The 24,667-nt window shown below is 72.3% G+C and carries 25 protein-coding genes; 19 read left to right on the top strand and 6 right to left on the bottom strand.

Annotation, left to right across the window (positions count from 1 at the left end):
- The first annotated feature begins 5 nt into the window (after nt 1-5).
- The 14 genes from MUU72_RS22135 to MUU72_RS22070 all read left to right on the top strand — a co-directional run bounded on the left by MUU72_RS22135 (nt 6) and on the right by MUU72_RS22070 (nt 13,295).
- A complete protein-coding gene (locus MUU72_RS22135; protein ID WP_248015097.1) occupies nt 6-653 on the top strand; it encodes an L-threonylcarbamoyladenylate synthase in 648 nt (215 codons plus the stop codon).
- A complete protein-coding gene (locus MUU72_RS22130) occupies nt 653-1,345 on the top strand; it encodes an arsenate reductase/protein-tyrosine-phosphatase family protein (RefSeq protein ID WP_248015096.1) in 693 nt (230 codons plus the stop codon). Before MUU72_RS22135 ends, MUU72_RS22130 begins: the two co-directional genes overlap by 1 nt.
- Nucleotides 1,346-1,599: 254 nt before the next feature.
- A complete protein-coding gene (glyA, locus tag MUU72_RS22125) occupies nt 1,600-2,988 on the top strand; it encodes a serine hydroxymethyltransferase (RefSeq protein ID WP_248015095.1) in 1,389 nt (462 codons plus the stop codon).
- Nucleotides 2,989-3,117: 129 nt separating this feature from the next.
- Nucleotides 3,118-4,449, top strand: a complete 1,332-nt coding sequence (locus tag MUU72_RS22120) for an MraY family glycosyltransferase (protein WP_248015094.1) — start codon at nt 3,118-3,120, stop codon at nt 4,447-4,449.
- A 287-nt stretch (nt 4,450-4,736) separates the two neighbouring features.
- On the top strand, nt 4,737-5,174 hold the full coding sequence (locus MUU72_RS22115) for a Cg1360 family ATP-synthase-associated protein (RefSeq protein ID WP_248015093.1): 438 nt from the start codon (nt 4,737-4,739) through the stop codon (nt 5,172-5,174).
- A gap of 279 nt (nt 5,175-5,453) precedes the next feature.
- Nucleotides 5,454-6,248, top strand: a complete 795-nt coding sequence (gene atpB, locus MUU72_RS22110) for a F0F1 ATP synthase subunit A (protein WP_248015141.1) — start codon at nt 5,454-5,456, stop codon at nt 6,246-6,248.
- Between the two features lie 76 nt (nt 6,249-6,324).
- Nucleotides 6,325-6,594 carry an ATP synthase F0 subunit C gene (gene atpE, locus MUU72_RS22105; protein ID WP_248015092.1) on the top strand — a complete coding sequence of 90 codons (270 nt, stop codon included), beginning with the start codon at nt 6,325-6,327 and terminating at the stop codon, nt 6,592-6,594.
- A 43-nt stretch (nt 6,595-6,637) separates the two neighbouring features.
- Entirely contained in the window at nt 6,638-7,201 is a 564-nt protein-coding gene (locus tag MUU72_RS22100; protein WP_248015091.1) for a F0F1 ATP synthase subunit B, read from the top strand.
- Nucleotides 7,198-8,013 carry a F0F1 ATP synthase subunit delta gene (locus MUU72_RS22095; protein WP_248015090.1) on the top strand — a complete coding sequence of 272 codons (816 nt, stop codon included), beginning with the start codon at nt 7,198-7,200 and terminating at the stop codon, nt 8,011-8,013. Before MUU72_RS22100 ends, MUU72_RS22095 begins: the two co-directional genes overlap by 4 nt.
- Nucleotides 8,014-8,223: 210 nt before the next feature.
- Nucleotides 8,224-9,813, top strand: coding sequence for a F0F1 ATP synthase subunit alpha (gene atpA, locus MUU72_RS22090; protein ID WP_248015089.1), 1,590 nt, complete (start codon nt 8,224-8,226; stop codon nt 9,811-9,813).
- A 20-nt stretch (nt 9,814-9,833) separates the two neighbouring features.
- On the top strand, nt 9,834-10,757 hold the full coding sequence (locus MUU72_RS22085; RefSeq protein WP_248015088.1) for a F0F1 ATP synthase subunit gamma: 924 nt from the start codon (nt 9,834-9,836) through the stop codon (nt 10,755-10,757).
- A gap of 5 nt (nt 10,758-10,762) precedes the next feature.
- Nucleotides 10,763-12,217, top strand: coding sequence for a F0F1 ATP synthase subunit beta (gene atpD / locus MUU72_RS22080; protein WP_248015087.1), 1,455 nt, complete (start codon nt 10,763-10,765; stop codon nt 12,215-12,217).
- A 108-nt stretch (nt 12,218-12,325) separates the two neighbouring features.
- A complete protein-coding gene (locus MUU72_RS22075; RefSeq protein WP_066984149.1) occupies nt 12,326-12,709 on the top strand; it encodes a F0F1 ATP synthase subunit epsilon in 384 nt (127 codons plus the stop codon).
- Between the two features lie 142 nt (nt 12,710-12,851).
- Nucleotides 12,852-13,295: a DUF2550 domain-containing protein gene (locus MUU72_RS22070; RefSeq protein WP_248015086.1), complete on the top strand. Its 444-nt coding sequence runs from the start codon at nt 12,852-12,854 to the stop codon at nt 13,293-13,295.
- Nucleotides 13,296-13,504: 209 nt separating this feature from the next.
- Here the strand turns inward: MUU72_RS22070 and MUU72_RS22065 are convergent, their stop codons facing one another.
- Entirely contained in the window at nt 13,505-14,194 is a 690-nt protein-coding gene (locus MUU72_RS22065; protein ID WP_248015085.1) for a response regulator, read from the bottom strand.
- On the bottom strand, nt 14,191-15,420 hold the full coding sequence (locus tag MUU72_RS22060) for a sensor histidine kinase (protein ID WP_248015084.1): 1,230 nt from the start codon (nt 15,418-15,420) through the stop codon (nt 14,191-14,193). The genes MUU72_RS22065 and MUU72_RS22060 overlap by 4 nt, the downstream gene beginning before the upstream one ends.
- Before the next feature lie 250 nt (nt 15,421-15,670).
- Between MUU72_RS22060 and MUU72_RS22055 the strand changes: the two genes are divergently transcribed.
- On the top strand, nt 15,671-16,261 hold the full coding sequence (locus MUU72_RS22055; protein WP_248015083.1) for a hypothetical protein: 591 nt from the start codon (nt 15,671-15,673) through the stop codon (nt 16,259-16,261).
- Nucleotides 16,262-16,282: 21 nt separating this feature from the next.
- On the opposite strand, the gene MUU72_RS22050 is transcribed toward MUU72_RS22055, so the two are convergent.
- The 3 genes from MUU72_RS22050 to MUU72_RS22040 are packed head-to-tail and all read right to left on the bottom strand — an operon-like array spanning nt 16,283 to nt 18,411.
- On the bottom strand, nt 16,283-16,855 hold the full coding sequence (locus MUU72_RS22050; RefSeq protein ID WP_248015082.1) for a cob(I)yrinic acid a,c-diamide adenosyltransferase: 573 nt from the start codon (nt 16,853-16,855) through the stop codon (nt 16,283-16,285).
- Between the two features lie 10 nt (nt 16,856-16,865).
- Nucleotides 16,866-17,621: an ABC transporter permease gene (locus MUU72_RS22045; protein ID WP_248015081.1), complete on the bottom strand. Its 756-nt coding sequence runs from the start codon at nt 17,619-17,621 to the stop codon at nt 16,866-16,868.
- 7 nt (nt 17,622-17,628) lie between these two features.
- Nucleotides 17,629-18,411 (bottom strand): ABC transporter ATP-binding protein, encoded by a 783-nt coding sequence (locus MUU72_RS22040; RefSeq protein WP_248015080.1) that lies wholly within the window; start codon nt 18,409-18,411, stop codon nt 17,629-17,631.
- A gap of 80 nt (nt 18,412-18,491) precedes the next feature.
- Here MUU72_RS22040 and MUU72_RS22035 point away from each other — a divergent pair, with 80 nt between their 5' ends.
- From MUU72_RS22035 to MUU72_RS22020, 4 genes are all read left to right on the top strand, one after another.
- Complete coding sequence (locus MUU72_RS22035; protein WP_248015079.1) at nt 18,492-19,133, top strand: TetR/AcrR family transcriptional regulator; 642 nt, start codon at nt 18,492-18,494, stop codon at nt 19,131-19,133.
- A 189-nt stretch (nt 19,134-19,322) separates the two neighbouring features.
- Entirely contained in the window at nt 19,323-20,171 is an 849-nt protein-coding gene (locus tag MUU72_RS22030; protein ID WP_248015078.1) for a 3-hydroxyacyl-CoA dehydrogenase family protein, read from the top strand.
- A 145-nt stretch (nt 20,172-20,316) separates the two neighbouring features.
- Nucleotides 20,317-20,640 (top strand): STAS domain-containing protein, encoded by a 324-nt coding sequence (locus MUU72_RS22025; RefSeq protein ID WP_248015077.1) that lies wholly within the window; start codon nt 20,317-20,319, stop codon nt 20,638-20,640.
- Nucleotides 20,641-20,994: 354 nt separating this feature from the next.
- Nucleotides 20,995-23,739 (top strand): ATP-binding protein, encoded by a 2,745-nt coding sequence (locus MUU72_RS22020; RefSeq protein WP_248015076.1) that lies wholly within the window; start codon nt 20,995-20,997, stop codon nt 23,737-23,739.
- Between the two features lie 131 nt (nt 23,740-23,870).
- On the opposite strand, the gene nucS is transcribed toward MUU72_RS22020, so the two are convergent.
- Nucleotides 23,871-24,533, bottom strand: coding sequence for an endonuclease NucS (gene nucS / locus MUU72_RS22015; RefSeq protein ID WP_248015075.1), 663 nt, complete (start codon nt 24,531-24,533; stop codon nt 23,871-23,873).
- Nucleotides 24,534-24,667 lie beyond the last annotated feature (134 nt).

Raw genomic sequence — 24,667 nt, 5'->3', positions numbered from 1 at the left:
CGCTAATGGCACGGCGATACGACTGCAGCGACGCGACCGACCGCGCGACCGGCCTGCGTGAGGCCGCCTCGGCCGTCCGCCGCGGCGAGCTGGTCGTGCTGCCGACCGACACCGTCTACGGCATCGGCGCGGACGCCTTCAGCCCGGAGGCGGTCGGCGACCTGCTGGAGGCCAAGGGCCGCGGCCGGGGGATGCCCTCCCCGGTCCTGGTCGGTTCCCCCAACACCCTGCACGGCCTGGTCACCGAGTTCTCCGAGCAGGCGTGGGAGCTGGTCGACGCGTTCTGGCCGGGGGCGCTGACCCTGGTCGCCAAGCACCAGCCGTCGCTGACCTGGGACCTGGGCGAGACCCGCGGCACGGTCGCGGTCCGGATGCCGCTGCACCCGGTCGCCATCGAACTGCTCAACGAGTTCGGCCCGATGGCGGTCTCCAGCGCCAACCTCACCGGCCACCCCTCGCCGCAGGACTGCGACGCGGCCCAGGAGATGCTCGGCGACTCGGTCTCGGTCTACCTCGACGGCGGCCCGACGCCCGCCGCGGTGCCCTCCTCGATCGTGGACGTCACCGGCGCGGTTCCGGTGCTGCTGCGCGAGGGCGCGCTGAGCGCGGAGGAGCTCCGCAAGGTCGTACCCGAGCTCGAGGTGGCCAATTGATGCCGCCCCCGGGGCGTGGCATAGCGGGCCCGGGCGGCGTCCCCCTCTCCGCCCCGGCGGACCCCGCGCCCTGTTTCCGGATCCTCCACGTCAGCACCGGCAACGTCTGCCGCTCGCCGATCACCGAACGGCTGCACCGCCACGCCCTCCAGGAGCGGCTGGGCTCGGTGCAGGCGGTCCGCGGCTGCGGCCTGCTGGTGGAGAGCGCGGGCACCTGGGGCCATGAGGGCGCTCCCATGGAGGCGCACGCGGCGACGGTGCTGGCCGACTACGGCGCGGACCCGGCCGGCTTCATCGGCCGCGAGCTGCTCGACGAGCACGTCATCCGGGCCGACCTGGTCCTCACCGCCACCCGCGACCACCGCGCCCAGGTCATCTCCATGGGCCACTCCGCCGGGCTGCGGACCTTCACGCTGAAGGAGTTCAACCGCCTGGTGCGGGCGATAGACCCGGCCACCCTCCCGGAGCCCGACCCGGACCTGCCCGACGGCGGACTGGTCGAGCGGGCCCGGGCGCTGGTCGGCGCGGCCGCCGCGCTGCGCGGCTGGCTGCTGGCCCCCAACCCGGAGTCCGACGAGGTCTACGACCCCTACGGTGCGCCGATCACGTTCTTCCGCTCCATCGGCGAGGAGATCAACAGCGCGCTCGACCCGGTCGTCACCGCGCTCACCGGCGTCCCCGCGCCCGCGTAAGGGCCGGTGGAGCGCCGGGGCGGCACCGGACGGGCCGGGCCCCGGCGACCGGCCCGAAGGCCCTGGGAACGCCCCTGGAGGGCCCCGTGGCGGCCGCGGGGCCGGCCCGGGCCCCCCGATTGGCGCCGGCACGTCGCGCACGCTCCGCGGGCCGCGCCTACATTGGCAGTGGGGCCTGCCCGGTACGCAGGGCCGGACGGTCCCCGGGGGCACGTGCGACGTGCCCTGGTCCCGTACGAGGCCCGGAGCCAGCGATGCCCGCCACCACCGCGTCATCCCGCCGCACGTCCCCGGCCGGCCGCGCCCAGGCCGCCGGGCCCCGGGCCGCCGCCGCGGCCGAGACCGCCCAGGAGCGGGCGCGCACCGCCGCCCGCGACGAGGTCACCCGCCCGCCCGGCTCACCGGACTTCGCCGCGCTGCTGCACGAGGACCCCGAGATCGCCGGGGTGCTGCTCGCGGAGAGCGCCCGGCAGAGCGAGGGCCTCCAGCTCATCGCCGCCGAGAACTTCGCCTCGCCCGCGGTCCTGGCCGCCCTCGGCTCCCCGCTCGGCAACAAGTACGCCGAGGGCTACCCGGGCGCCCGGCACCACGGCGGCTGCGAGATCGTCGACCTCGCCGAGCGGATCGCGGTGGAGCGCGCCAAGGCCCTGTTCGGCGCCGAGCACGCCAACGTCCAGTCCCACTCGGGGTCTTCGGCCGTCCTGGCCGCCTACGCCGCGCTGCTGCGCCCGGGGGACACCGTGCTGGCCATGTCCCTGCCGCACGGCGGCCACCTCACCCACGGCTCACCGGCCAACTTCTCCGGCCGCTGGTTCGACTTCGCCGGCTACGGCGTCGACGCCGCGACCGGACTGGTGGACTACGACGCGCTGCGCGCGCTGGCCCGGGCCCGGCGGCCCAAGGCGCTGGTCTGCGGCTCGATCTCCTATCCGCGCCACCTCGACTACGCCGCGTTCCGCGACATCGCCGACGAGACCGGCGCGTACCTGATCGCCGATGTGGCGCACCCCATGGGGCTGATCGCCGGCGGCGCGGCGCCCAGCCCGGTGCCGTACGCCGACGTGGTGTGCGCGACCACCCACAAGGTGCTGCGCGGGCCGCGCGGCGGGATGCTCCTGTGCCGGGCGCGGCTGGCCGAGCGGATCGACCGGGCGGTGTTCCCGTTCACCCAGGGCGGCGCCCAGATGAACGCGGTCGCCGCCAAGGCGGTGGCCTTCGCGGAGGCCGCCACCCCGGCGTTCCGCGCCTACGCCCAGCAGGTCGTCGCCAACGCCCGGGCGCTGGCCGGGGCGCTGGCCGCGGAGGGCCTGGCCGTCACCACCGGCGGCACCGACACCCACCTGATCACCGCGGACACCGGGCCGCTGGGCGTGGAGGCGCGCACCGCGCGCGGCCGGCTGGCGGCCGCCGGGATCGTCCTGGACACCTGCGCGCTGCCGCGCGCCGCGGCCCCGGGGGCGGGCGGCGGCTGGCCGACCGGCATCCGGCTGGGCACCGCCGCGGTGACCACCCAGGGGATGGGGGTGGCCGAGATGCACCGGATCGCCGAGCTGATCGGGGCGGCGCTGCGGGAGGACGGGTCGGTGCGCGCGGCGGTCGCCGGGCTGGTCGGCCGGTTCCCGCCCTACCCGGAACAGGGCTGATTTCCGCCCCGGCGCGGGCGGTCCCGGAACCGTCCGCGCGGTGACCGCGTCCTCCTCCGTATTCCCCTGTGTTCACGGCCCGGGGCCGGACACGCATAAGGTGTGGGGCTGTGATGGCCAGCTATCTCGATGGGGCAGCCCGTGCGTGAATACCTGCTGACGCTGTGCGTCACTGCCGCGGTGACCTACCTGCTGACCGGTCCGGTGCGGAAGTTCGCGATCGCGGCCGGTGCGATGCCGGAGATCCGCGCGCGTGACGTGCACCGCGAGCCGACGCCGCGGCTGGGCGGCATCGCGATGTTCGGCGGGCTGTGCGCGGGGCTGCTGGTGGCCGGGCACCTGACCAACCTCAAGAGCGTCTTCGAGACGAACGAGCCGCGGGCCCTGCTCTCCGGCGCCGCACTGATCTGGATCCTCGGCGTCCTGGACGACAAGTGGGGCGTGGACGCGCTGGTCAAGCTGGGCGGCCAGATGATCGCCGCGGGCGTCATGGTCCTCCAGGGCCTGACGATCCTCTACCTGCCGGTCCCCGGTATCGGCACGGTCGCGCTGACCCCGATGCAGGGCACGCTGCTGACCGTCGCGCTGGTCGTGATCACCATCAACGCGGTGAACTTCGTCGACGGCCTGGACGGCCTGGCCTCCGGCATGGTCTGCATCGCCGCGGCCGCGTTCTTCATGTACACGTACCGGCTCTGGTTCGGTTACGGCATCGAGGCGGCGGCGCCCGCCACCCTGTTCTCGGTCGTCCTGATGGGCATGTGCCTGGGCTTCCTGCCGCACAACATGCACCCGGCGCGGATCTTCATGGGCGACTCCGGTTCCATGCTGATCGGCCTGGTGATGGCGGCCGGGGCGGTCTCGCTGACCGGTCAGGTCGACCCCGACCTGCTCAACCAGAAGGCGGGCGGTCTGCGTGAGGCGACCCACGCGATGGTGCCGGTCTACATCCCGCTGCTGCTGCCGCTGACGATCATCGCGGTGCCGGTCGCCGACCTGTTTCTGGCCATTGTGCGGCGGACCTGGCAGGGCCAGTCGCCGTTCGCCGCGGACCGCGGGCACCTGCACCACCGGCTGTTGGAGATCGGCCATTCCCACAGCCGCGCGGTACTGATCATGTACTTCTGGTCGGCGCTGATCGCGTTCGGCGCGGTGGCGTACTCGGCGAACGACGCCAGCATGTGGATCGTCCTGGGCATCGTGCTGCTCAGCGCGGTGGGCCTGGTGCTGCTCCTGCTGCCGCGGTTCACCCCGCGCGCCCCGCTGTGGGCCCAGCGGCTGGTGCCGCCGCGGTACCGCCGGGTGGTCCGCGAACCGGCGGCCGGCGGGCCGTCCGTGGAGGCCGGCGGCGAGCCGGGGGAGGAGCGCCGGACGGCGGTTCCGGCCGGGATCCACGGTGCCACCGCGATCGGCGACCGGTCACGCTTCGTGGACCGCCGCAAGGCGGGGAGTCATCACTGAGGCGTCCCGCGGTCGCCCGCAAGGGTGCCGAGAATCGGGATCGTTGACCCCATACCAGACAATCCGCAGGCCGTCAGTGCACCTATGTGCGGCTTCACTCTCACGTGTGACAGGATCCACACGAACCAGGTAAAGACCTCATCAAATAGTTTGTGATACCGTTCACGAAACCCGGTGACAGAGCCGAAGGACCGTAGTGCGACGGTCCATTGGCCCCAGGTTCATCCTCGGGCCGGGTCTACGCTCGTCCCTGACGACACACCCCCACCCATTGCCGGAGCGCCACCATGCAGTCGAATGACGCCCGACTACTCCTCCACGCCGTCGTGCCCACCCTTGCCGCCGGCGCCCTCGCCGTCGCCGTGAGCGGTGTCGTCGCGGGCGCGACGGGGGCGATCGGTGCCGTCGTCGGCACCGCGCTGGTGGTGCTGGTGATGGGGGCCGGACTCGTCGTCCTCCAGCAGACCGCGAAGAAGCTTCCGCAGCTGTTCCAGATGATGGGCCTGCTGCTGTACACCGTGCAGATTCTGTTCGTGTTGGTGTTCCTCATCGCCTTCAAGGACACAACGCTCTTCGACACCAAGGCATTTGCGTTCACGCTGCTCGCCACCACGCTCGTATGGATCGCCGCCCAGACGCGCGGCCATATGAAGGCGAAGATCCTGTACGTGGATCCCGACTCCGCGGAGGCCAAGGCGGCGGAGACGGCGGGGTCACCGACGTGACACGTAGGGCCGAGATAAACGGCCTCATGCGGGCCTGCTATCGTCCGGTGCCAACTGCGGCGCAGATGGCGCAGGCGGCTGAGCTCCCGAAGTCTCCGAGAAGGAACGGGACGTTCTCGCGGCCGATGCCTGTGATCCGGTCCGGCCCCGCGCCGACCAGCCGCCCCCTAATCCGTAACACCAGTCCAGTGCCGCTCCGTGGTTCAACGCCGCGCCGACACAACGAGGTTGCCGTACCCATGCGCCACGCTGAAGGAGCTCGCGGTGAGTGCTGAAACGATGCTCGCCTTCGAGACCGACTGCCACATCTTTTCCGGGTGCGGCTTTGATGCTCCCGGGCTTCATAACTTCGTCTTCGAGCCGCTCTTCACCATCGGCGGCTTCGAGTTCAACAAGCCGATGCTGCTGGCTCTGCTCAGCACGGTCGTCGTGGTGTGGTTCTTCTGGGCTGCATTCGGCCGGGCCAAGGTCGTTCCCGGAAAGCTCCAGATGATCGGCGAGGCGGGGTATGACTTCGTGCGCCGCGGGCTCGTCTACGACGCGCTGGGGAAGAAGGAGGGCGACAAGTACGTCCCCTTCATGGTCTCGCTGTTCTTCTTCGTGTGGATCATGAACCTCTGGTCGATCATCCCGGTCGCCCAGTTCCCGGTGACCGGCATCATCGCCTTCCCGGCCGGCCTCGCCGCGCTCGTCTACATCCTGTGGGTCTTCCTCACCTTCAAGAAGCACGGCTTCGTCGGCGCCTTCAAGAACTTCACCGGCTATGACAAGTCGCTCGGCTGGGTCCTGCCGCTGCTGATGGTCATCGAGCTCCTCTCGAACCTGATCATCCGGCCGTTCACCCACGCGGTCCGACTCTTCGCGAACATGTTCGCGGGCCACCTGCTGATCGTGATGTTCACCGTCGCGAGCTGGTACCTGCTGAACGGCATCGGCTTCGCCTACGCCGGCGCCTCGTTCCTCATGACCATCCTGATGACGGCCTTCGAGCTGTTCATCCAGGCCATCCAGGCGTACATCTTCGTCCTCCTGGCCTGCAATTACGTCCAGGGCGCGCTCGCCGAGCACCACTGAGCACCCTCGCCTCCCACCCAACAGCTGTCCGGTGGCCAACCCCCACCGGTACGTGAAACGAGAAGGAAGTAACGGCATGTCCGCTGCTCTCGAGATGGTCAACCACCTCGCCGCCGCCGGCGACTCCGCCAAGACCACGGTGGTCGGCAACGTCGCCGCGATCGGTTACGGCCTCGCCGCCATCGGCCCCGGCGTCGGCGTCGGCATCATCTTCGGTAACGGCACCCAGGCCCTGGCCCGCCAGCCCGAGGCCGCCGGCCTGATCCGCACCAACCAGATGATGGGTTTCGCCTTCTGTGAGGCGCTCGCCCTGATCGGCATCGTCATGGGCTTCGTCTACAAGTAAACCGAAGCCGCATCGACTATCCATTCAGACGGAAGGCACTGATGTGAACGCCCTGAACTTGGCGGCGGAGGTTCCCGAGAACCCCCTGATCCCGCCGATTCCGGAGCTGGTCATCGGCCTGATCGCTTTCTTCATCGTCTTCGGCTTCCTCGCCAAGAAGCTCCTCCCGAACATCAACAAGGTTCTGGACGAGCGCCGGGCGCAGATCGAAGGCCGGATCGAGGATGCCGAGGCGACTCAGGCCGAGGCCCAGCAGGTTCTCGCGGACTACCGGGCCCAGCTCGCCGACGCCCGCCACGAGGCCGCGCGCCTGCGTCAGGAGGCGCAGGAGCAGGGCGCGACGCTCATCGCCGAGATGCGCGCCGAGGGCCAGCGGCAGCGTGAGGAGATCATCGCCGCCGGCCACGCCCAGATCGCGGCGGACCGCAAGGCGGCCGCCCAGTCGCTGCGCCAGGACGTGGGCAAGCTCGCCACCGACCTGGCCGGCAAGCTCGTCGGCGAGTCCCTGGAGGACCACGCGCGGCAGAGCCGGACCATCGACCGCTTCCTCGACGAGCTCGAGGCCAAGGCGGAGTCGGACGCGACGAAGGCTGAGGCCGGCCGATGAATGGAGCGAGCCGCGAGGCACTCGCCTCCGCACGCGAGCGGTTCAACGCGCTGACGGACAGCACCTCCGTCGACGCCGCGACGCTCGCCGAGGAGCTGGCTGCCGTCACCGCTCTGCTCGACCGCGAGGTCTCGTTGCGTCGGGTCCTCACCGACCCGGCGCAGCCCGGCGAGGCGCGGGCCGAGCTGGCCGGGCGGCTGCTCGGCGGCCAGGTCGGCGGGAGCACCCTCGACCTGGTGACCGGCATGGTCCGGGCCCGCTGGTCGCGCTCCCGCGACCTGCCGGACGCGCTGGAGGAGCTGGCCTACAGCGCCGACCTCGTGGCGGCGCAGCGGGACGGCCGCCTGGACGACGTCGAGGACGAGCTGTTCCGGTTCGGCCGGATCATCGCGGGCAGCGGCGAGCTCCGCCGGGCGCTGACGGACCGGAACGCGGCGGTGTCCGCCAAGACGGACCTGCTGCGCACGCTGCTGGGCGGCCGGGCCAACCCGGTCACCGAGCGGCTGGTGATCCGCCTTGTCGCACAGCCGCGGGGCCGTAGCCTGGAGGCAGGGCTCGACGCCCTCTCCAAGCTGGCGGCGGCCCGCCGGGACCGCATGGTCGCGGTGGTCACCTCCGCGGTACCGCTCAGCGACGGACAGCGGCAGCGCCTCGGCGCCGCACTGGCCAAGCTGTACGGCCGGCAGATCCACCTGAACCTCGACGTGGACCCCGCGGTCCTCGGCGGCGTCCAGGTCCGGATCGGCGACGAGGTCATCAACGGGACCATCGCCGAGCGCCTCGACGAGGCGGGCCGGCGGATGGCCGGCTGACCCAGCCACCAACTCAAGAGCTGCACACCCGGCGGCCGGAACCCGGACCCGCCGGACCTCGAAGGTCCGGCCGTGGTCCGGACGACGCCCCGGAGAACAGCACAAGCATGACGGCGGCCCGAGTTGGGCCGTAAGCGGAAACCCCGGGGGAGACGCCCCCGGAACGCCCGCACGTAACTTCGGGCCCAACAAGGAGAGCAGGGAACCCAGATGGCGGAGCTCACGATCCGGCCGGAGGAGATCCGGGACGCACTGGAGAACTTCGTCCAGGCGTACAAGCCGGACGCGGCCTCGCGCGAAGAGGTCGGGACGGTCAGCGAGGCCGGCGACGGCATCGCGAAGGTCGAGGGCCTTCCCTCGACGATGGCGAACGAACTGCTGAAGTTCGAGGACGGCACGCTCGGTCTCGCGCTGAACCTGGAAGAGCGCGAGATCGGTGCGGTCATCCTCGGTGAGTTCAGCGGCATCGAGCAGGGCCAGCCGGTGCAGCGCACCGGTGAGGTGCTCTCGGTCGCCGTGGGCGAGGGCTACCTCGGCCGCGTCGTCGACCCGCTGGGCAACCCGATCGACGGTCTCGGCGAGATCGAGACCGAGGGCCGCCGCGCCCTGGAGCTTCAGGCTCCCGGCGTCATGGTCCGCAAGTCGGTCCACGAGCCCATGGAGACCGGCTACAAGGCCGTCGACTCCATGGTCCCGATCGGCCGCGGCCAGCGTCAGCTGATCATCGGCGACCGCCAGACCGGCAAGACCGCGCTGGCCGTCGACACGATCATCAACCAGCGCGACAACTGGCGCTCCGGCGACCCCAAGAAGCAGGTCCGCTGCATCTACGTCGCCATCGGCCAGAAGGGCTCCACCATCGCGTCCGTCCGCGGCGCGCTGGAGGAGGCCGGCGCCCTGGAGTACACCACCATCGTCGCCGCCCCGGCGTCCGACCCGGCGGGCTTCAAGTACCTCGCGCCCTACACCGGCTCGGCCATCGGCCAGCACTGGATGTACCAGGGCAAGCACGTCCTGATCGTCTTCGACGACCTCTCGAAGCAGGCCGACGCCTACCGCGCCGTGTCCCTGCTGCTGCGCCGCCCGCCGGGCCGTGAGGCGTACCCGGGCGACGTCTTCTACCTGCACTCGCGTCTGCTGGAGCGCTGCGCCAAGCTCTCCGACGACATGGGCGCCGGTTCGATGACGGGTCTGCCGATCGTCGAGACCAAGGCCAACGACGTCTCGGCGTTCATCCCGACCAACGTCATCTCCATCACCGACGGCCAGTGCTTCCTGGAGTCGGACCTGTTCAACGCCAACCAGCGTCCGGCGCTGAACGTCGGTATCTCGGTCTCCCGCGTCGGTGGCTCGGCCCAGCACAAGGCCATCCGCCAGGTGTCCGGCCGGCTCCGCGTCGACCTCGCCCAGTACCGCGAGCTGGAGGCGTTCGCCGCCTTCGGTTCCGACCTGGACGCGGCCTCCAAGCAGCAGCTGGAGCGCGGCAAGCGGATGACCGAGCTGCTCAAGCAGGAGCAGTACGCCCCGATGGCCACCGAGGACCAGGTCGTCTCCATCTGGGCCGGCACCAACGGCAAGATGGACGACGTGCCGGTGCAGGACATCCGCCGCTTCGAGCGGGAGCTCCTGGACCACCTCCACCGGGAGAAGAAGGACCTGCTGACCAGCATCCGCGAGGGCGCCAAGATGTCCGATGACACCATCGGTGCCATCTCGGACGCCGTCGACGCCTTCAAGCGGCAGTTCGAGACCTCGGACGGCAAGCTGCTCGGCGAGGACACCCCGGCCACCGCCAAGTGACGACGGAAGGGACCTGATCCATGGGAGCCACGCTCCGGGTCTACAAGCGTCGCATCCGCTCCGTCTCCGCGACCAAGAAGATCACCAGGGCGATGGAGATGATCGCCGCCTCGCGCGTCGTCAAGGCGCAGCGCCAGGTGGCGGCATCGACACCGTACGCCGGTGAACTGACCCGCGCGGTGACCGCGGTTGCCACGGGTTCGAACACCCAGCACCCGCTGACGACCGAGGCGGAGAAGCCGACCCGCGCCGCGCTGCTGCTCATCACGAGCGACCGCGGTCTGGCCGGCGCCTACTCCTCCAACGTCATCAAGGCCGCGGACCAGCTCACCGCGCGGCTCAAGGCCGAGGGCAAGGAGGTCGACGCCTACATCGTCGGCCGCAAGGGGGTGTCCTACTACAGCTTCCGCGAGCGCAAGGTCGTGGAGTCGTGGACGGGCTTCACCGACAACCCGACCTACGCCGACGCCAAGCGGATCGCCGCACCGCTGATCGAGGCCGTCCAGAAGGACACCGCCGACGGCGGCGTGGACGAACTCCACATCGTCTTCACCGAGTTCATCTCGATGATGACGCAGACCGCAGTGGACGACCGCCTGCTGCCGCTGTCCCTGGACACGGCGGAGGGCGCGGAGTCCGGCGGGAAGGCGACGGGCGAGATCCTCCCGCTCTTCGACTTCGAGCCGTCGGCGGAGGACGTCCTCGACGCCCTGCTGCCGCGGTACGTGGAGTCGCGGATCTACAACGCGCTGCTCCAGGCCGCCGCCTCCAAGCACGCCGCCACCCGGCGCGCGATGAAGTCGGCGACCGACAACGCGGAAGAGCTCATCAAGTCGCTCTCGCGGCTTGCCAACGCGGCCCGCCAGGCCGAAATCACCCAGGAAATCAGCGAGATCGTCGGTGGCAGTGCCGCGCTGGCCGACGCGACCGCGGGGAGTGACTGACAACTATGACCACCACTGTTGAGCCGACCGCTCCTGCCGGCGTGGCCTCCGGCCGCGTCTCGCGGGTCATCGGCCCGGTCGTCGACGTGGAGTTCCCCGTCGACGCGATGCCGGACATCTACAACGCCCTCACCGTCGAGGTCATCGACCCCGCCGAGAAGGGCAAGACGAAGACGCTGACCCTGGAGGTCGCGCAGCACCTGGGCGAGGGCCTGGTCCGGGCCATCTCCATGCAGCCCACCGACGGCCTGGTCCGCCAGGCCCCGGTGACCGACACCGGCAACGGCATCATGGTGCCCGTCGGCGACGTCACCAAGGGCAAGGTGTTCAACACCCTCGGCGAGATCCTCAACAAGCCGGAGGCGACCTCCGAGGTCACCGAGCGCTGGGCGATCCACCGCAAGGCCCCGTCCTTCGACCAGCTCGAGTCGAAGACCGAGATGTTCGAGACCGGCATCAAGGTCATCGACCTGCTGACCCCGTACGTCAAGGGCGGCAAGATCGGCCTGTTCGGCGGCGCCGGCGTCGGCAAGACGGTGCTCATCCAGGAGATGATCTACCGTGTCGCCAACAACCACGACGGTGTCTCCGTGTTCGCCGGTGTCGGTGAGCGCACCCGTGAGGGCAACGACCTCATCGAGGAGATGACCGACTCGGGCGTCATCGACAAGACCGCTCTGGTCTTCGGTCAGATGGACGAGCCCCCGGGCACCCGTCTGCGCGTCGCGCTGGCCGGCCTGACCATGGCCGAGTACTTCCGCGACGTCCAGAAGCAGGACGTGCTGTTCTTCATCGACAACATCTTCCGCTTCACCCAGGCCGGTTCCGAGGTCTCCACCCTGCTCGGCCGCATGCCGTCCGCGGTGGGTTACCAGCCGAACCTCGCCGACGAGATGGGTCTGCTCCAGGAGCGCATCACCTCGACCCGCGGTCACTCGATCACCTCGATGCAGGCGATCTACGTCCCCGCGGACGACCTGACCGACCCGGCCCCGGCGACCACCTTCGCCCACCTGGACGCGACCACCGTTCTGTCGCGTCCGATCTCGGAGAAGGGCATCTACCCGGCGGTCGACCCGCTGGACTCGACGTCCCGGATCCTGGACCCGCGCTACATCTCGCAGGACCACTACGACTGCGCCTCGCGCGTGAAGTCGATCCTGCAGAAGTACAAGGACCTCCAGGACATCATCTCCATCCTGGGTATGGACGAGCTCAGCGAGGAGGACCGGCTCACGGTCTACCGCGCCCGCCGGATCGAGCGCTTCCTGTCGCAGAACACCCACGTGGCGAAGCAGTTCACCGGTGTCGACGGCTCGGACGTGCCGCTGGACGAGTCGATCGCGGCCTTCAACGCGATCGCCGACGGCGAGTTCGACCACTTCCCGGAGCAGGCGTTCTTCATGTGCGGTGGTCTCGAGGACCTCAAGAAGAACGCCAAGGAGCTTGGCGTCTCCTGACCCGTGCTCCCGGACCGGGGGCGGCCCTGGCCGTCCCCGGCCCGTACGACCACTAGTATTTGACCCAGCATCTGCCGTACCCGGCAGGTGGAGACCCGAGGAGCCATCGTGGCTGAGCTGCACGTCGAGTTGGTCGCCGCGGACCGGCAGGTCTGGTCCGGCGAGGCCAGCCTGGTCGTCGCGCGCACCTCGTCGGGCGACATCGGCGTCATGCCCGGACACCAGCCGCTGCTCGGCGTGCTGCAGTCGGGCCCGGTGACGATCCGTACGACCGGCGAGAGCGGCGACGGCACCGTCGTCGCCGCGGTGCACGGCGGCTTCATCTCGTTCGCCGACAACAAGCTGTCTCTGCTCGCGGAGATCGCCGAACTGTCGGACGAGATCGATGTCCAGCGCGCGGAGCGGGCACTGGAGCGGGCGAAGTCGGAGGCCGACGCGGCCGCCGAGCGCCGCGCCGATGTCCGGCTGCGTGCGGTGGCGGGCGTTCACTGAGCCCCGTCACCGACGAGATCGATCCTCAGCCGCGGGCCGCCCGGACTTCCGGAGCGGTCCGCGGCTGAGGCAATGCAGGTGCGTTTCCCCGCCCCGGGCTCGCGTCCGGGGGTACCCCACCGAGGCGAGGAGGTCGGTCGAGATGGTCCTCGCTCTGCTCGTGAGCGGCGCGGTCGTGCTGCTGGTGCTGCTGGGGCTGTTCGTCTTCGGACTGAGGCGGCGGCTCATCCAGCGGTCCGGCGGCACCTTCGACTGCAGCCTGCGCTGGAACGTGCCGGAGGACGAGCCCAGCGGCAAGGGCTGGATCTACGGCGTGGCGCGGTACAACGGCGACCGGATCGAGTGGTTCCGGGTGTTCTCGTACGCGCCCCGGCCCCGCCGCCTGCTGGAGCGCTCCGCCATCGAAGTGCTGGAGCGCCGCACCCCCCAGGGCGAGGAGGAACTCGCCCTGCTCTCCGACTCCATCGTGCTGGCCTGCGGCCACGACGGCATCCGCGTCGAACTGGCGATGAGCGAGGACGCCCTCACCGGCTTCCTGGCTTGGCTGGAGGCGGCCCCTCCGGGGCAGCGCGTCAACGTGGCCTGACCTCGTCGGGGCGCGGACACCGGCGGTCGGAGTGTGCCGGAGCCGGTCGGGCGGTGGCCGGAAACGTCCCCGGCTCGCCGGAGTCGGTCGGTGGTGGCCGGCGCGGGGCGGGCCGGTGGCGGGCGGTTCCGGGAACAGCGGCCGCCCGCCGCTCGTTGAGGCCCCGAAGGGGGCGCTTTGGACCCCTACGGCATCCGTTCGACCCCCCCTTACGGGCCGTCGACCCCCAACTCCTGTGCCAGGACGGCCGCCTGTACGCGGCTGCGCAGTTCCAGCTTGGCCAGCAGCCGGCTGACGTGGGTCTTCACGGTGGCCTCCGCCATCGCCAGGCGCAGGGCGATATCGGCGTTCGACAGACCCTGGCCCAGGCAGCCGAGCACCTCCCGTTCCCGGGGGGTCAGGGCGTCCAGGACCGACGGGTCGGGGGCGGTGCGGTCGCGGGGCGGCCGGGCCGCCGGGCGGGGCCGGGCGAACTCGGCGATCAGCCGCCGGGTCACCGCCGGCGCGATCAGCCCCTCGCCGGCCGCCACCGTCCGCACCGCGGTCAGCAGCGAGGCCGCGTCGCTGTCCTTGAGCAGGAAGCCGGCGGCGCCCGCGCGCAGCGCGCCGAAGACGTACTCGTCCAGGTCGAAAGTGGTCAGCACCAGGACGTCGGCCAGCTCCCCCTCGGTGATCCGGCGGGTCGCCGAGACTCCGTCCAGGCGCGGCATCTGGATGTCCATCAGGACCAGGTCCGGGCGCAATGCGCCGGCCAGGCGGACGGCCTCCTCGCCGTCCACCGCCTCCCCCACCACCTCGATGTCGGGCGCCGAGCGCAGGATGAGGACCAGCCCGGCCCGTACGGCGGACTGGTCCTCGGCGACGAGGACCCGGATCGGCTGCGCGGCGGCACCTGTCATCGTTGTTCTTCCTCCCCGGTCGCGGGCAGCGCTGCCCGGACCAGCCAGACTCTTCCGTCCGGCCCGCCTGCCGGGCCGGCCTCGAACTCCCCGCCCAGCAGGGCGATCCGCTCCCGCATGCCGACCAGTCCGGCGCCGGAGCCGGGCGCGCGCGGCCCCGGCCGGTCGGCGTACGGGCTGCGGACGGTGACGGTGAGCGCCCCGCCCGGCGCGTCGGCGATCCGTACCAGGACCTCGCCGGGCGCGGCGTGCTTGAGGGCGTTGGTCAGCGACTCCTGGACGATGCGGTACGCGGCCAGGCCGACCGGGGCGGGTGGTTTCGGCTCGCCCGGCCCGGCCGGACGCCGGGCGTCGTCCAGGGTGAACGACAGGCCGCTGGCGGCGCCGTTGGCCCGGGCCTGTTCGACCAGGGCCTCCAGGCCGTCCAGGGTCGGGGTGGCGGCCGGTTCCTCGCCCGCGGTGGCTTCCGGGTCGCGCAGCAGGCCGATGAGGCGGCGCATTTCGGCCAGGCCCTGGACGCTGTTCTCCCGGATGACGCCGAGCGCGGCGCGGGTCGCGGGCGGGTCGTCGATGGTCTGCGCGGCGGTGGCGTGGATGGCGATCGCGGACAGGTGGTTGGCGACCAGGTCGTGCAGTTCGCGGGCCATCCGGGCACGTTCGCCGGCGACGGCCTGGGTGCGGTCCATCTCGGCCAGCAGCGCGGTCTGTTCGGCGCGCAGCCGGGCGGTCTGCGCGGCGTCCCGGTGGTTGCGGGTGATCACGCCGGTCCAGGCCGGGGCCATGGTGATCAGTGCGATGCCGATGCCGACCAGCACCACCTGCGGGCTGTGCCAGACCGCCGCGGTGACGACGGTGGCCAGCACCGTGACCAGCGCGGAGTGCACCGGGAGCCGGCGGGCCGCGGACGGCGGTCCGTAGAGCACCGCCGCGTAGACGACGTCGGTGAACATCAGGACGGTCGCCACCAGGGTGCCGGTGCAGATGTCCAGGACGAGCGCCGGCAGCGCGAGGGCCAGCGCGGTCAACGGGGCGGTGCGGCGCAGCAGTTCCGCGGCCGCCATGATGGTGAGCGCCAGCAGGGTCAGCGGCCCGGGCAGGCCGAACAGCGGCGGACCGCCGTGCAGGCCCAGCGCCCACAGCAGCACTCCCACGGACAGCCCGCCGCCGGCGATGAGGACGTCGAGGCGGTGCGGCCGGCCGGGCGCGGTGGGGGAGGGGGCGGTCACCCCTCCATCAAACACGGCGCCGGCGCCGGGTGCCGCCACCTCGGGGCAACCGGCTACGCCGCGGCCGGCCGACCGCCCCGGGCCCGCCTCCTCCGGCCGTGACCGGCGGCTACATCGAAAGATGCAGCTCCGGATCGTCGCCGGTGACGAGGCCGCGGGCGGTGGCGGCTGGGAGGCTGGAAACGTTCGTCCGGCGCGGCCGGAGCCCGGGGCCGTCCCGGACGCCGGGCGGCGGGAAAGGAGACATGCCGTGGTCGTCACGCTGATCATCGCCTGCGAGGTCGGCTTCTGGGTGCTGCTGGTCGCCGGTCTGGCGCTGCGCTATCTGGCGCGGATGCCGAAGACCGGTGCGGCGGTCCTGCTGCTGGAGCCGCTGCTGGAGCTGGCGCTGCTGATCGTCACCGCGATCGACCTGAAGAACGGGGCCGCCGCGGACTGGAAGCACGGCCTGGCCGCCCTCTACATCGGCTACACCGTCGCCTACGGCCACTACACGATCAAGTGGTTCGACGGGCACTTCGCGCACCGCTTCGCCGGCGGCCCGCGCCCGGCCAAGCGGTACGGCATGGCGCGCTTCGTGCACGAACTCAAGCTGTGGGTGCGCACCGTGGTGATGGCCGCGGTGGGCTCGGCGCTGCTCCAGTGCGCGATCTGGTACGTCGGGACGGACGGGGACACCAGTTCGCTGCGCAGCTGGCAGCAGATGAGCCTGAAGATCGTGATGATCCACGGGGTGATCGCGCTGACGTACCTGATCTGGCAGAAGAAGGACCCCGGTGGCCGGACCGCGCCCCAGGAGGAGGAGGCGGCGGCCCGGCCCGGCGAGAAGTCGCTGCGCTGAGTCCGGGCGGGCCGGCCCCGGTCAGCGCTCGCCGCCCGGGACCCACAGGACGTCGCCGACCTCCTTGTTCGCCGTCCGGGCGAGGATGAACAGGAGGTCGGAGAGGCGGTTGAGGTACGTGGCGGTGAGCGGGTTCATGGTCTCGCCGTGCTCCTCCATGGCCGCCCAGGTGGAGCGCTCGGCGCGGCGGACGACGGTGCACGCCTGGTGGAGCAGGGCGGCGCCGGGTGTGCCGCCGGGGAGGATGAAGCTGCGGAGCTTCTCCAGGCCGGCGAGGAAGCGGTCGCAGTCCGCCTCCAGCTTGTCGATGTAGGACTGCTCGACCCGCAGCGGCGGGAACTCCGGGTCCGCCACCACGGGCGTCGACAGGTCGGCGCCGACGTCGAAGAGGTCGTTCTGCACCCGCAGCAGCACCGCGGCGACCTCCTCGGGCAGCGAGCCCAGCGCCAGCGCGACACCGATCGCGGCGTTGGCCTCGTTGGCGTCCGCGTAGGCCGCGATCCGGCGGTCGGTCTTGGCGGTCCGGCTCATGTCGCCGAGCGCGGTGGTGCCCTTGTCTCCGGTACGGGTGTAGATGCGGGTCAGATTCACCATACGGGCGAGACTACGCCGCGGCCCGCCGGAAGGCGCGGGCCCCCAGCGCCATCGCCAGGGCCGTGAAACCGGCCGCGACCAGCGCGCCGCGCAGCACCGCCGGGGAGCCGTAGTCGCCGGTGAACGCGGCCCGCACCGCGTCGACGAGGTAGCGCAGCGGCATGACGTGGGACAGCGCGTCGAGCCAGCCGGGGGCCAGGGCCATCGGCAGCATCAGCCCGGACAGCAGCATCGACGGCATGGTGACGGCGTTGATCACCGGGCCGAACTCCTGCGGCAGCCGCACCCGCATGGCCAGCGCGTACGACAGCGAGGCCAGGGCGGCGGCCAGGACGGCGACGAAGGCGAAGCCGGCGAGGATGCCGCCCAGCGGTGCGCGCAGCCCCATCACCAGCGCGGCCAGCACCAGCAGCACCGCCTGGAAGACGAAGAGCAGCGCGTCCCGCAGCACCCGCCCCAGCAGCAGCGCGAGCCGGCTGACGGGCGTGACCCGCATCCGTTCCACCACGCCGTACTGCTTCTCGACGATGATGCCGAAACCGCAGAACGAGGCGCCGAACAGGGCGAGTTGGAGCAGCAGGCCGGGGACCAGTACCTGCCAGGAGCTGCCCGGCGCGGCCAGCGGCAGGCGCGTCAGCAGTGGGCCGAAGAAGACCAGGTAGAGCAGCGGCATCAGGACGCCGAAGAGCATCTGGAGGCGGGAGCGCAGGGTCTGCCGCGCGTAGCGGCCGAAGACCAGTGCGGTGTCGGTGAGCAGCGGGGACATGGGTCTCCTAGACGGCGAGCGGGGCGGTGTCCCGCGGTGCGGGGGTGCGGCCGGTGACGGCGAGGAAGGCGTCCTGGAGGGACGCGCCGGGGGAGCCGGCGTGGGTGCGTTTGAGGGCGTCCGGGGTGCCTTCCGCGGCCACCACGCCCCGGTCGACGATGACCAGCCGGTCGGCCAGTGCGTCCGCCTCGTCGAGGTAGTGGGTGGTCAGCAGGACGGTGGTGCCCTCGGTGTCGCGCAGGGTGCGGACCAGCTCCCACAGGTCGGCACGGCTGCCGGGGTCGAGGCCGGTGGTCGGTTCGTCGAGGAAGAGGACCTGCGGGCGGTGGGTCAGGCCCATGGCGAGGTCCAGCCGGCGCCGCTGGCCCCCGGAGAGCGTGGCGGTCCGGCGGGCCAGCAGCCCGGTCAGGCCGAGCGCGTCCGCCAACTCCTCGGCCCGCTCCCGGGCCCGGTGCTTGGTCAGGCGGTACAGGCGGCCCTGGGTGACCAGTTCCTCGTGGACCGACAGGTGGGGGTCGACGCCGCCGGACTGGGCGACGTAGCCGGTGGCGAGGCGCACCCCCGCCGGGTCGCGGATCAGGTCGCGGCCGGCGACGGTGGCGCTGCCGCCGGTGGGGGCGAGCAGCGTGGTGAGCATCCGCAGGGTGGTGGTCTTGCCGGCGCCGTTGGGGCCGAGGAAACCGAGGATCTCGCCGCGTTCGACGGTGAGGTCGATGCCGCGGACGGCTTCGACGGGGCCGTTTTTCGTCATGAAGGTCCGGGCCAGGCCGGACGTGCTGAGAGCGGGCATGGCCACAGAAAAACAGAGACACTGAAAAATTGCAACGCCCCCAAAATTTCAGAGGGCCCAACGAGAGGTAGGGTGAGGCCATGGCAGAGGGGCTCAGGGAGCGGAAGAAGCGGCAGACCCGCCAGTACATCTCGGACGTGGCCACCGGGCTGTTCCTGGAGCGCGGCTTCGACGCGGTGACCATCGCGGAGATCGCGCAGGCCGCGGACGTCTCGGTCAACACCGTCTACAACTACTTCCCGGCCAAGGAGGACCTCTTCTTCGACCGGAGCAAGGGCATGGTCGACCGGCTCTCCCGCTTCGTACGGGCCCGGGCGGAGGGGGAGTCGGCGGCCGCCGCGGTGCTGCGCGAACTGCGCGACGAGGTGACCTGCGTCTCGCCGAAGGTCGGCCTCATCGAGGGCTACGAGCGCTTCATGCGGGTCATCCACGGCTCGGCGGTCCTCCAGGCCCGCCTGTGGCGCCTCCAGCAGGAGCAGTACGACGACCTGGAGGGCACCCTCCGCCAGGAGGCCGGCGCCGGCCCGGGCGACCCGGAGCCCCGTCTGATGGCCGGCCAGATCAACTGGGTCCACCAGACCCTGATGGCCGTCATCGCGCAGGAGATGATGGCCGGCCGCGAGCCCGGCGCGGTCTCCCGCGAGGCGCTCGCCCTGCTGGATGACATGGAGGAGCTGCTGAGCGAGAAGGTCCTCAACTACGCGGTGCGGGCGGTCGGCTGACGGCCCCGCGGGCGGCAGCGGTGTGATGTCCGTCATGGGCCGGTGCGCCCCGGCCCGAACGGCCTCGTCGGGCGGCCGGAGGGCCGCCGACAGGCCGGAGTGACGCGTATCTCTTAGCCGCCAATCCGGCGCCGCCGACCGCTAACGTCGCTCACGACCGTCAAATGCACAGGGTGTGAGGGGACAGCAGTGGCAAAGAAGCTTGCCGTCATCGGCGCCGGACTCATGGGTTCCGGTATCGCACAGGTCTCGGCCCAGGCGGGCTGGGACGTCGTGCTCCGGGACGTCACGGACGAGGCGCTGGCCCGTGGCAAGGGCGGTATCGCGTCCTCGTACGAGAAGTTCGTCGCCAAGGGCAAGCTGGAGGCGTCCGCCGCGGAGCAGGCGCTGGCCCGCATCACCACCACCACCGACCTGGACGCCGTCGCCGACGCGGACCTCGTCGTGGAGGCGGTCTTCGAGAAGATCGAGGTCAAGCGGGAGATCTTCCAGACGCTGGACAAGCTCGTCAAGGACGAGGCGGTGCTCGCCTCCAACACCTCGGCGATCCCGATCACCAAGATCGCCGCGGCCACCTCCCGGCCCGAGCGGGTGGTGGGCACGCACTTCTTCTCGCCGGTGCCGCTGATGCAGCTGTGCGAGCTGGTCCGCGGCTACAAGACCAGCGACGAAACCCTCGCCGCCGCCCGGGAGTTCGCCGAGTCGGTCGGCAAGACCTGCGTCGTGGTCAACCGCGACGTGGCCGGCTTCGTCACCACCCGGCTGATCTCCGCCCTGGTGGTGGAGGCCGCCAAGCTCTACGAGTCCGGGGTCGCCACCGCCGAGGACATCGACACCGCCTGCAAGCTGGGCTTCGGCCACGCCATGGGGCCGCTGGCCACCGCCGACCTGACCGGCGTGGACATCCTGCTGCACGCCACCGACAACATCTACACCGAGTCCCAGGACGAGAAGTTCGCCCCGCCGGAGATCATGCGCCGCATGGTCGACGCGGGTGACATCGGCCGCAAGAGCGGGCAGGGCTTCTACGCCCACTGATGCCGCGTCAGCGCGGTACTCCGGCGGGTCACCCCACCGGGTGATTTCGGTATCGGTTCGCTTACAGACGGCAACTTCGCCGTATGAGAGGCAGTCAGATCGGTATACGACAATGCATCACAACCCATGACATCGGGGAGCGCATATGCACATCAGGGGCGACCACGTCGAGCTGGTCGTCGGGGGCCGCCTCGACGTCCGCAGCGCGGCGGACGCCCGTACGGCCCTGCACACCGCGGTGGACTCCGGCCGCGGTGATCTGGTGCTGGACCTGACCGAGCTGGACTCGTGGGACGCCACCGGCCTCGGCGTGATCATGGGCGCGCACCGCCGGGCCGGCCGGAACAACCGCAGGCTGGTGCTGCGCGGGGTGCCCCCGCAGATGCAGCGCCTGCTGGTCGCCACCCGGCTCCACCGCATCCTCGCGATCGAGGGCGGCATCGAGGCGGAGTCGCTGCCCCGGGTGTGAGAGCGGAAGCCGGGTGCGCGGGCCGTGCGGAGCGCCGCGGGCCCCGGTGGAGTGCGCGGGGCCGCGGCGGGGCGCCCGGGGCGCGGCGGGGTGCGTGCGGGGCGTGCCGGGCCCCGGATGGATCGGGAGGAATGCCGTAGATCGGATATCTCCCCCGTTCCGGTGGGTTTCCGTCAAGGTGCCACCCCGCCGGTGCCCCGCCGCGGGGAGCGGTCTATGGTTCGGTTCCCCGCCGTATGCCATCATCCGCGGCGGGGCACCGGACCAGACGCGACGGCTGAGGAGATCCGCCGGAGCCGGGGGAGTGCGGACGGCCGGAAGCACCGACGCCACGCACATCTGGGAGCTTGCAGCATGGACCCGAACACCCAGCGGGGACCCGAGGAACTCGGCGAGCAGGGCGGGCCGGCCGGGCCGCCGGCCGCCGGGTCCGCCGGCCGGCAGGGCGGATCCGGCGGGCTCGCCCGCGTCGTCCGGCTGGTCTCCGGCGACTACCTCGTCACCGTCAACCCCGTCGACGGCTGCGAGATACAGCCCTGCCCGCCCGGGGAGCGCCCGGCCCGCCCGGAGAAGCGCGACCCGCAGGAGCGCGCCGCCGCGGCCCGCGCCGGCCGGCCCCCGGCGCCGGCCGGCCCGCTCTCCTTCGCCGGCCACGAACTCCCCCTCGAAGAGCGCGCGGAGGACACCACCCGGCTCGTCCGGCTGCTCAGCCGCGGCCGCTCGGTCCGCGTCACCGGCCCGGCCGGCTCCGGCCGCACCCGGCTGCTGGACGAGGTCGCCGGCCAGGTCGCCGACCTCGCCCCGGACGGCGTGGTCCGGCTCTCCGGCTACCACCGCAGCGTCACCGACGTCCTGTACGCGCTGTTCGCCGCGGTCTACCGCGCCCCGCAGCACCGCCCCGACCGGCCCGAGCTGCTGCGCCTGCTCGGCGGCGTCGGCGCGGTCGTCGTCCTGGACGACCTGGAGTTCGGCGGCGCCGCGCTGGACGAACTTCTCGACGCCACCCCCGAGTGTGCCTTCCTCCTCGCTGCCACCCCCGACGTCCCGGCCCCCAGCGCCGACGCGCACGTCGAGGAGGTCTTCGTCGGCGGGATCAGCCGGGATGCCGGGGTGCGGCTGCTGGAGCGCGCCGTGGAGCGCCCGCTCACCAAGGACGAGAAGTCCTGGGCCGCCGACCTGTGGTTCGAGTCCGAGGGCCTGCCGCTGCGGTTCGTCCAGGCCGCCGCCCTGCTCCGGCAGCGCGACCGGGCCCGCACCGCGCCGGGCGCCCTCGACGACGGCTACGGGCTCTTCCCCGAGGACGGCGCGGACGCGCCCGAGGGTGCGGACGGGGACACCGCGGAGGCGCTGCCGGACCTCGGCGCGGCCGCCGCGCCCGCCCCGCTGCTCGCCGCCCGGCTCGGCGCCGCCGCCCGGGAGGCGCTCCGCTTCGCGGTCGCCCTCGGCGGCGAGGTCCCGCACCAGACGCACCTGCCCGCCCTCACCCAGGACACCCACGCCGACGCCGCCCTCGGCGAACTGCTCGGCTGCGGACTGATCAGCCCGGCCGGCGGCCACTACCGGCTCGCCGGCACCGTCCGGGACCAGCTGACCGCCGCCGGGTACGGCGACGACGCCGCCGAGCGGGCGCACACCGCCGCCCAGCACTACGCCTGGTGGGCCGGGCACCCCTCGGTCACCCCCGAGCGGGCCGCCGCCGAGTCCGACGCGGTGCTGGCCGCGATGGGCGTGCTGACCGGCAGCCGCGCGGACGGCCACCCGGCCGCCGCGGTGCTGCTGGCCCGCACCGCCGCGCCCGCGTTCGCCGCGGCGCTGCACTGGAGCGCCTGGGAGCGCAGCCTGCGGCACGGCCAGGAGGCCGCCCGGCTGGCCGGTGAGGTCGCCGAGGAGGCGTACTTCCACCACGACCTCGGGGTGCTGGCGCTGTGCGGCGGCCAGGTCGACCGGGCGCGCGCCGAGCTGGAGGCGTCCATCGGGCTGCGCGGGGTGCTCTCCGACCGGGACGGCGCGGTCGCCGGACGCCGGGCCCTCGCCCTGGTCATCGACCGCGCCCGGGCCGCCTCGGCCAACGCACCGACCACGATGCTGGCCTCCGTCGCGCCGGCCCCGGCCGGCCCGGGGACGCCGGACGCGGCGGACGCCGGCGGCCCGTCGCCGGACGCCGTCCCGACCACGAAGCTGCCCGCCGTCACCCGCCCGGAAGGTCCGTCCACGACGGTCACCGCCCGGCCCGCCGCGGCCCTCGGCGCCACCGCTGCCACCGCGGCGGTCCCGGCCGCCAAGGCCGCCGCGGCCGCCGGTGCGAAGGCTGCGGCCGCCGGTACGAAGGCTGCGGCCGCCGGTGCGAAGGCCGGGGCCGGCACCTCGGCGGGTTCGGCCGCCGGGGGCCTGCGGGGCGGGATCCGCCGGGCCGGCCGCCGCAACCTCATCGCGGCCGGCGCCGGGGTGCTGCTGGCCGCCGTGGTCGGCACCGCCGTCACCCTCGGGATGACCGCCGACGGCTCCACCCCGCACGACGACAAGGTCACCAGTGACCGGTCCCCGGCCCCCGGCGACGACACCCAGGACCCGGCGCTGGAGTCCGGCACCCCGGGCCTGCCGCCCACCGGATCCGGCAGCACCCGGCCCGGCACCCCCGGCACCCCGGGCCACCGGCCCACCACCTCGCCGTCCGCCCCCGGCACCACCGGCGCCCCCACCACCCCGGGCACCACCGCCGGCCCGACCGGGCAGCCGACCGGCGGGCCCGGTTCGCCCACCGGCCACCCGACCCACCCCACCAAGACCCCGACCGGCACCCCCGACCCGCAGCCCACCGGGCCCAGCGGGACGCCGACCGACCCGCAGCCCACCGGCCCGACCGGCTCGCCGACCGGCCAGACCCCGACCTCCGGCGGGACCTCCTCCGGCGGCACCTCCTCGGGCGGTTCCTCGACGGGCGGTGCGTCCTCCGGGGGCTCGTCCTCCGGCGGCAGCCCGTCCGGATCCAGCTCCGCGGTGGCCCCGAACGCCGGCACCGGCTCCACCGGGACCGGCCAGGACTCCACGGCGCCGTCATCCGGCCAGCCGGCGTCCGGCCAGGGCAGCCCCGCCGCCTGACCCGCACGCCCCGTGTGCCACACCCGGCACACGGGGCACCGGCACCCCAGCACAACGGCCCGGTACGCACCGGCCGCCGAAGCGGCGGACGGGTGCGCACCGGGCCGTCGTGCCGCGGTCGGGCGGCGGGGTCAGAACAGCCGCAGCTTGTCGTCCTCGATGCCGCGCAGCGCGTCGTAGTCCAGCACCACACAGCCGATACCGCGGTCGGTGGCCAGCACCCGCGCCTGCGGCTTGATCTCCTGAGCTGCGAAGACGCCCTTGACCGGGGCCAGGTGCGGATCGCGGTTGAGGAGTTCGAGATAGCGGGTGAGCTGCTCCACCCCGTCGATCTCCCCGCGCCGCTTGATCTCCACGGCGACGGTCTGGCCGTCGGCGTCCCGGCACAAGATATCCACCGGCCCGATGGCGGTGGGGTATTCACGCCGAATCAGCGAGTAGCCCTGGCCCAGTGTCTCGATCCGGTCGGCGAGCAGCTCCTGGAGGTGGGCCTCCACCCCGTCCTTGATGAGCCCGGGGTCCACGCCCAGCTCGTGCGAGGAGTCGTGCAGGATCTCCTCCAGGGTGATGATGAGCTTCTCGCCGCCCTTGTTCTCCACCGTCCAGACGCTGCCGTCGCCCTCCTTCAGGGAACAGGGCGGGGACATCCAGTTGAGGGGTTTGTAGGCCCGGTCGTCCGCGTGAATGGAGACGGAGCCGTCCGCCTTCACCAGGATGAGGCGGGGGGCGGAGGGGAGATGGGCGGTGAGCCGCCCCGCGTAGTCCACGGAGCAGCGGGCGATGACGAGACGCATGGTCCGCCACGCTACTCGAACCGGGGCCGTCGGCGCGATTCGTGCCGGGCGCGGGCTCCCTTTACGGGGGAAACCCCCGCACCCCCGGCGCCCGTGCTTGGCCGGTTGTCTTTCCAATCTCCTGGTGCCCGCCC

Origin of the sequence: Streptomyces rhizoryzae, from assembly GCF_023155275.1 — a bacterium.
Classification (GTDB): domain Bacteria; phylum Actinomycetota; class Actinomycetes; order Streptomycetales; family Streptomycetaceae; genus Streptomyces; species Streptomyces rhizoryzae.
This window is presented reverse-complemented; position numbering and strand designations above follow the sequence as displayed.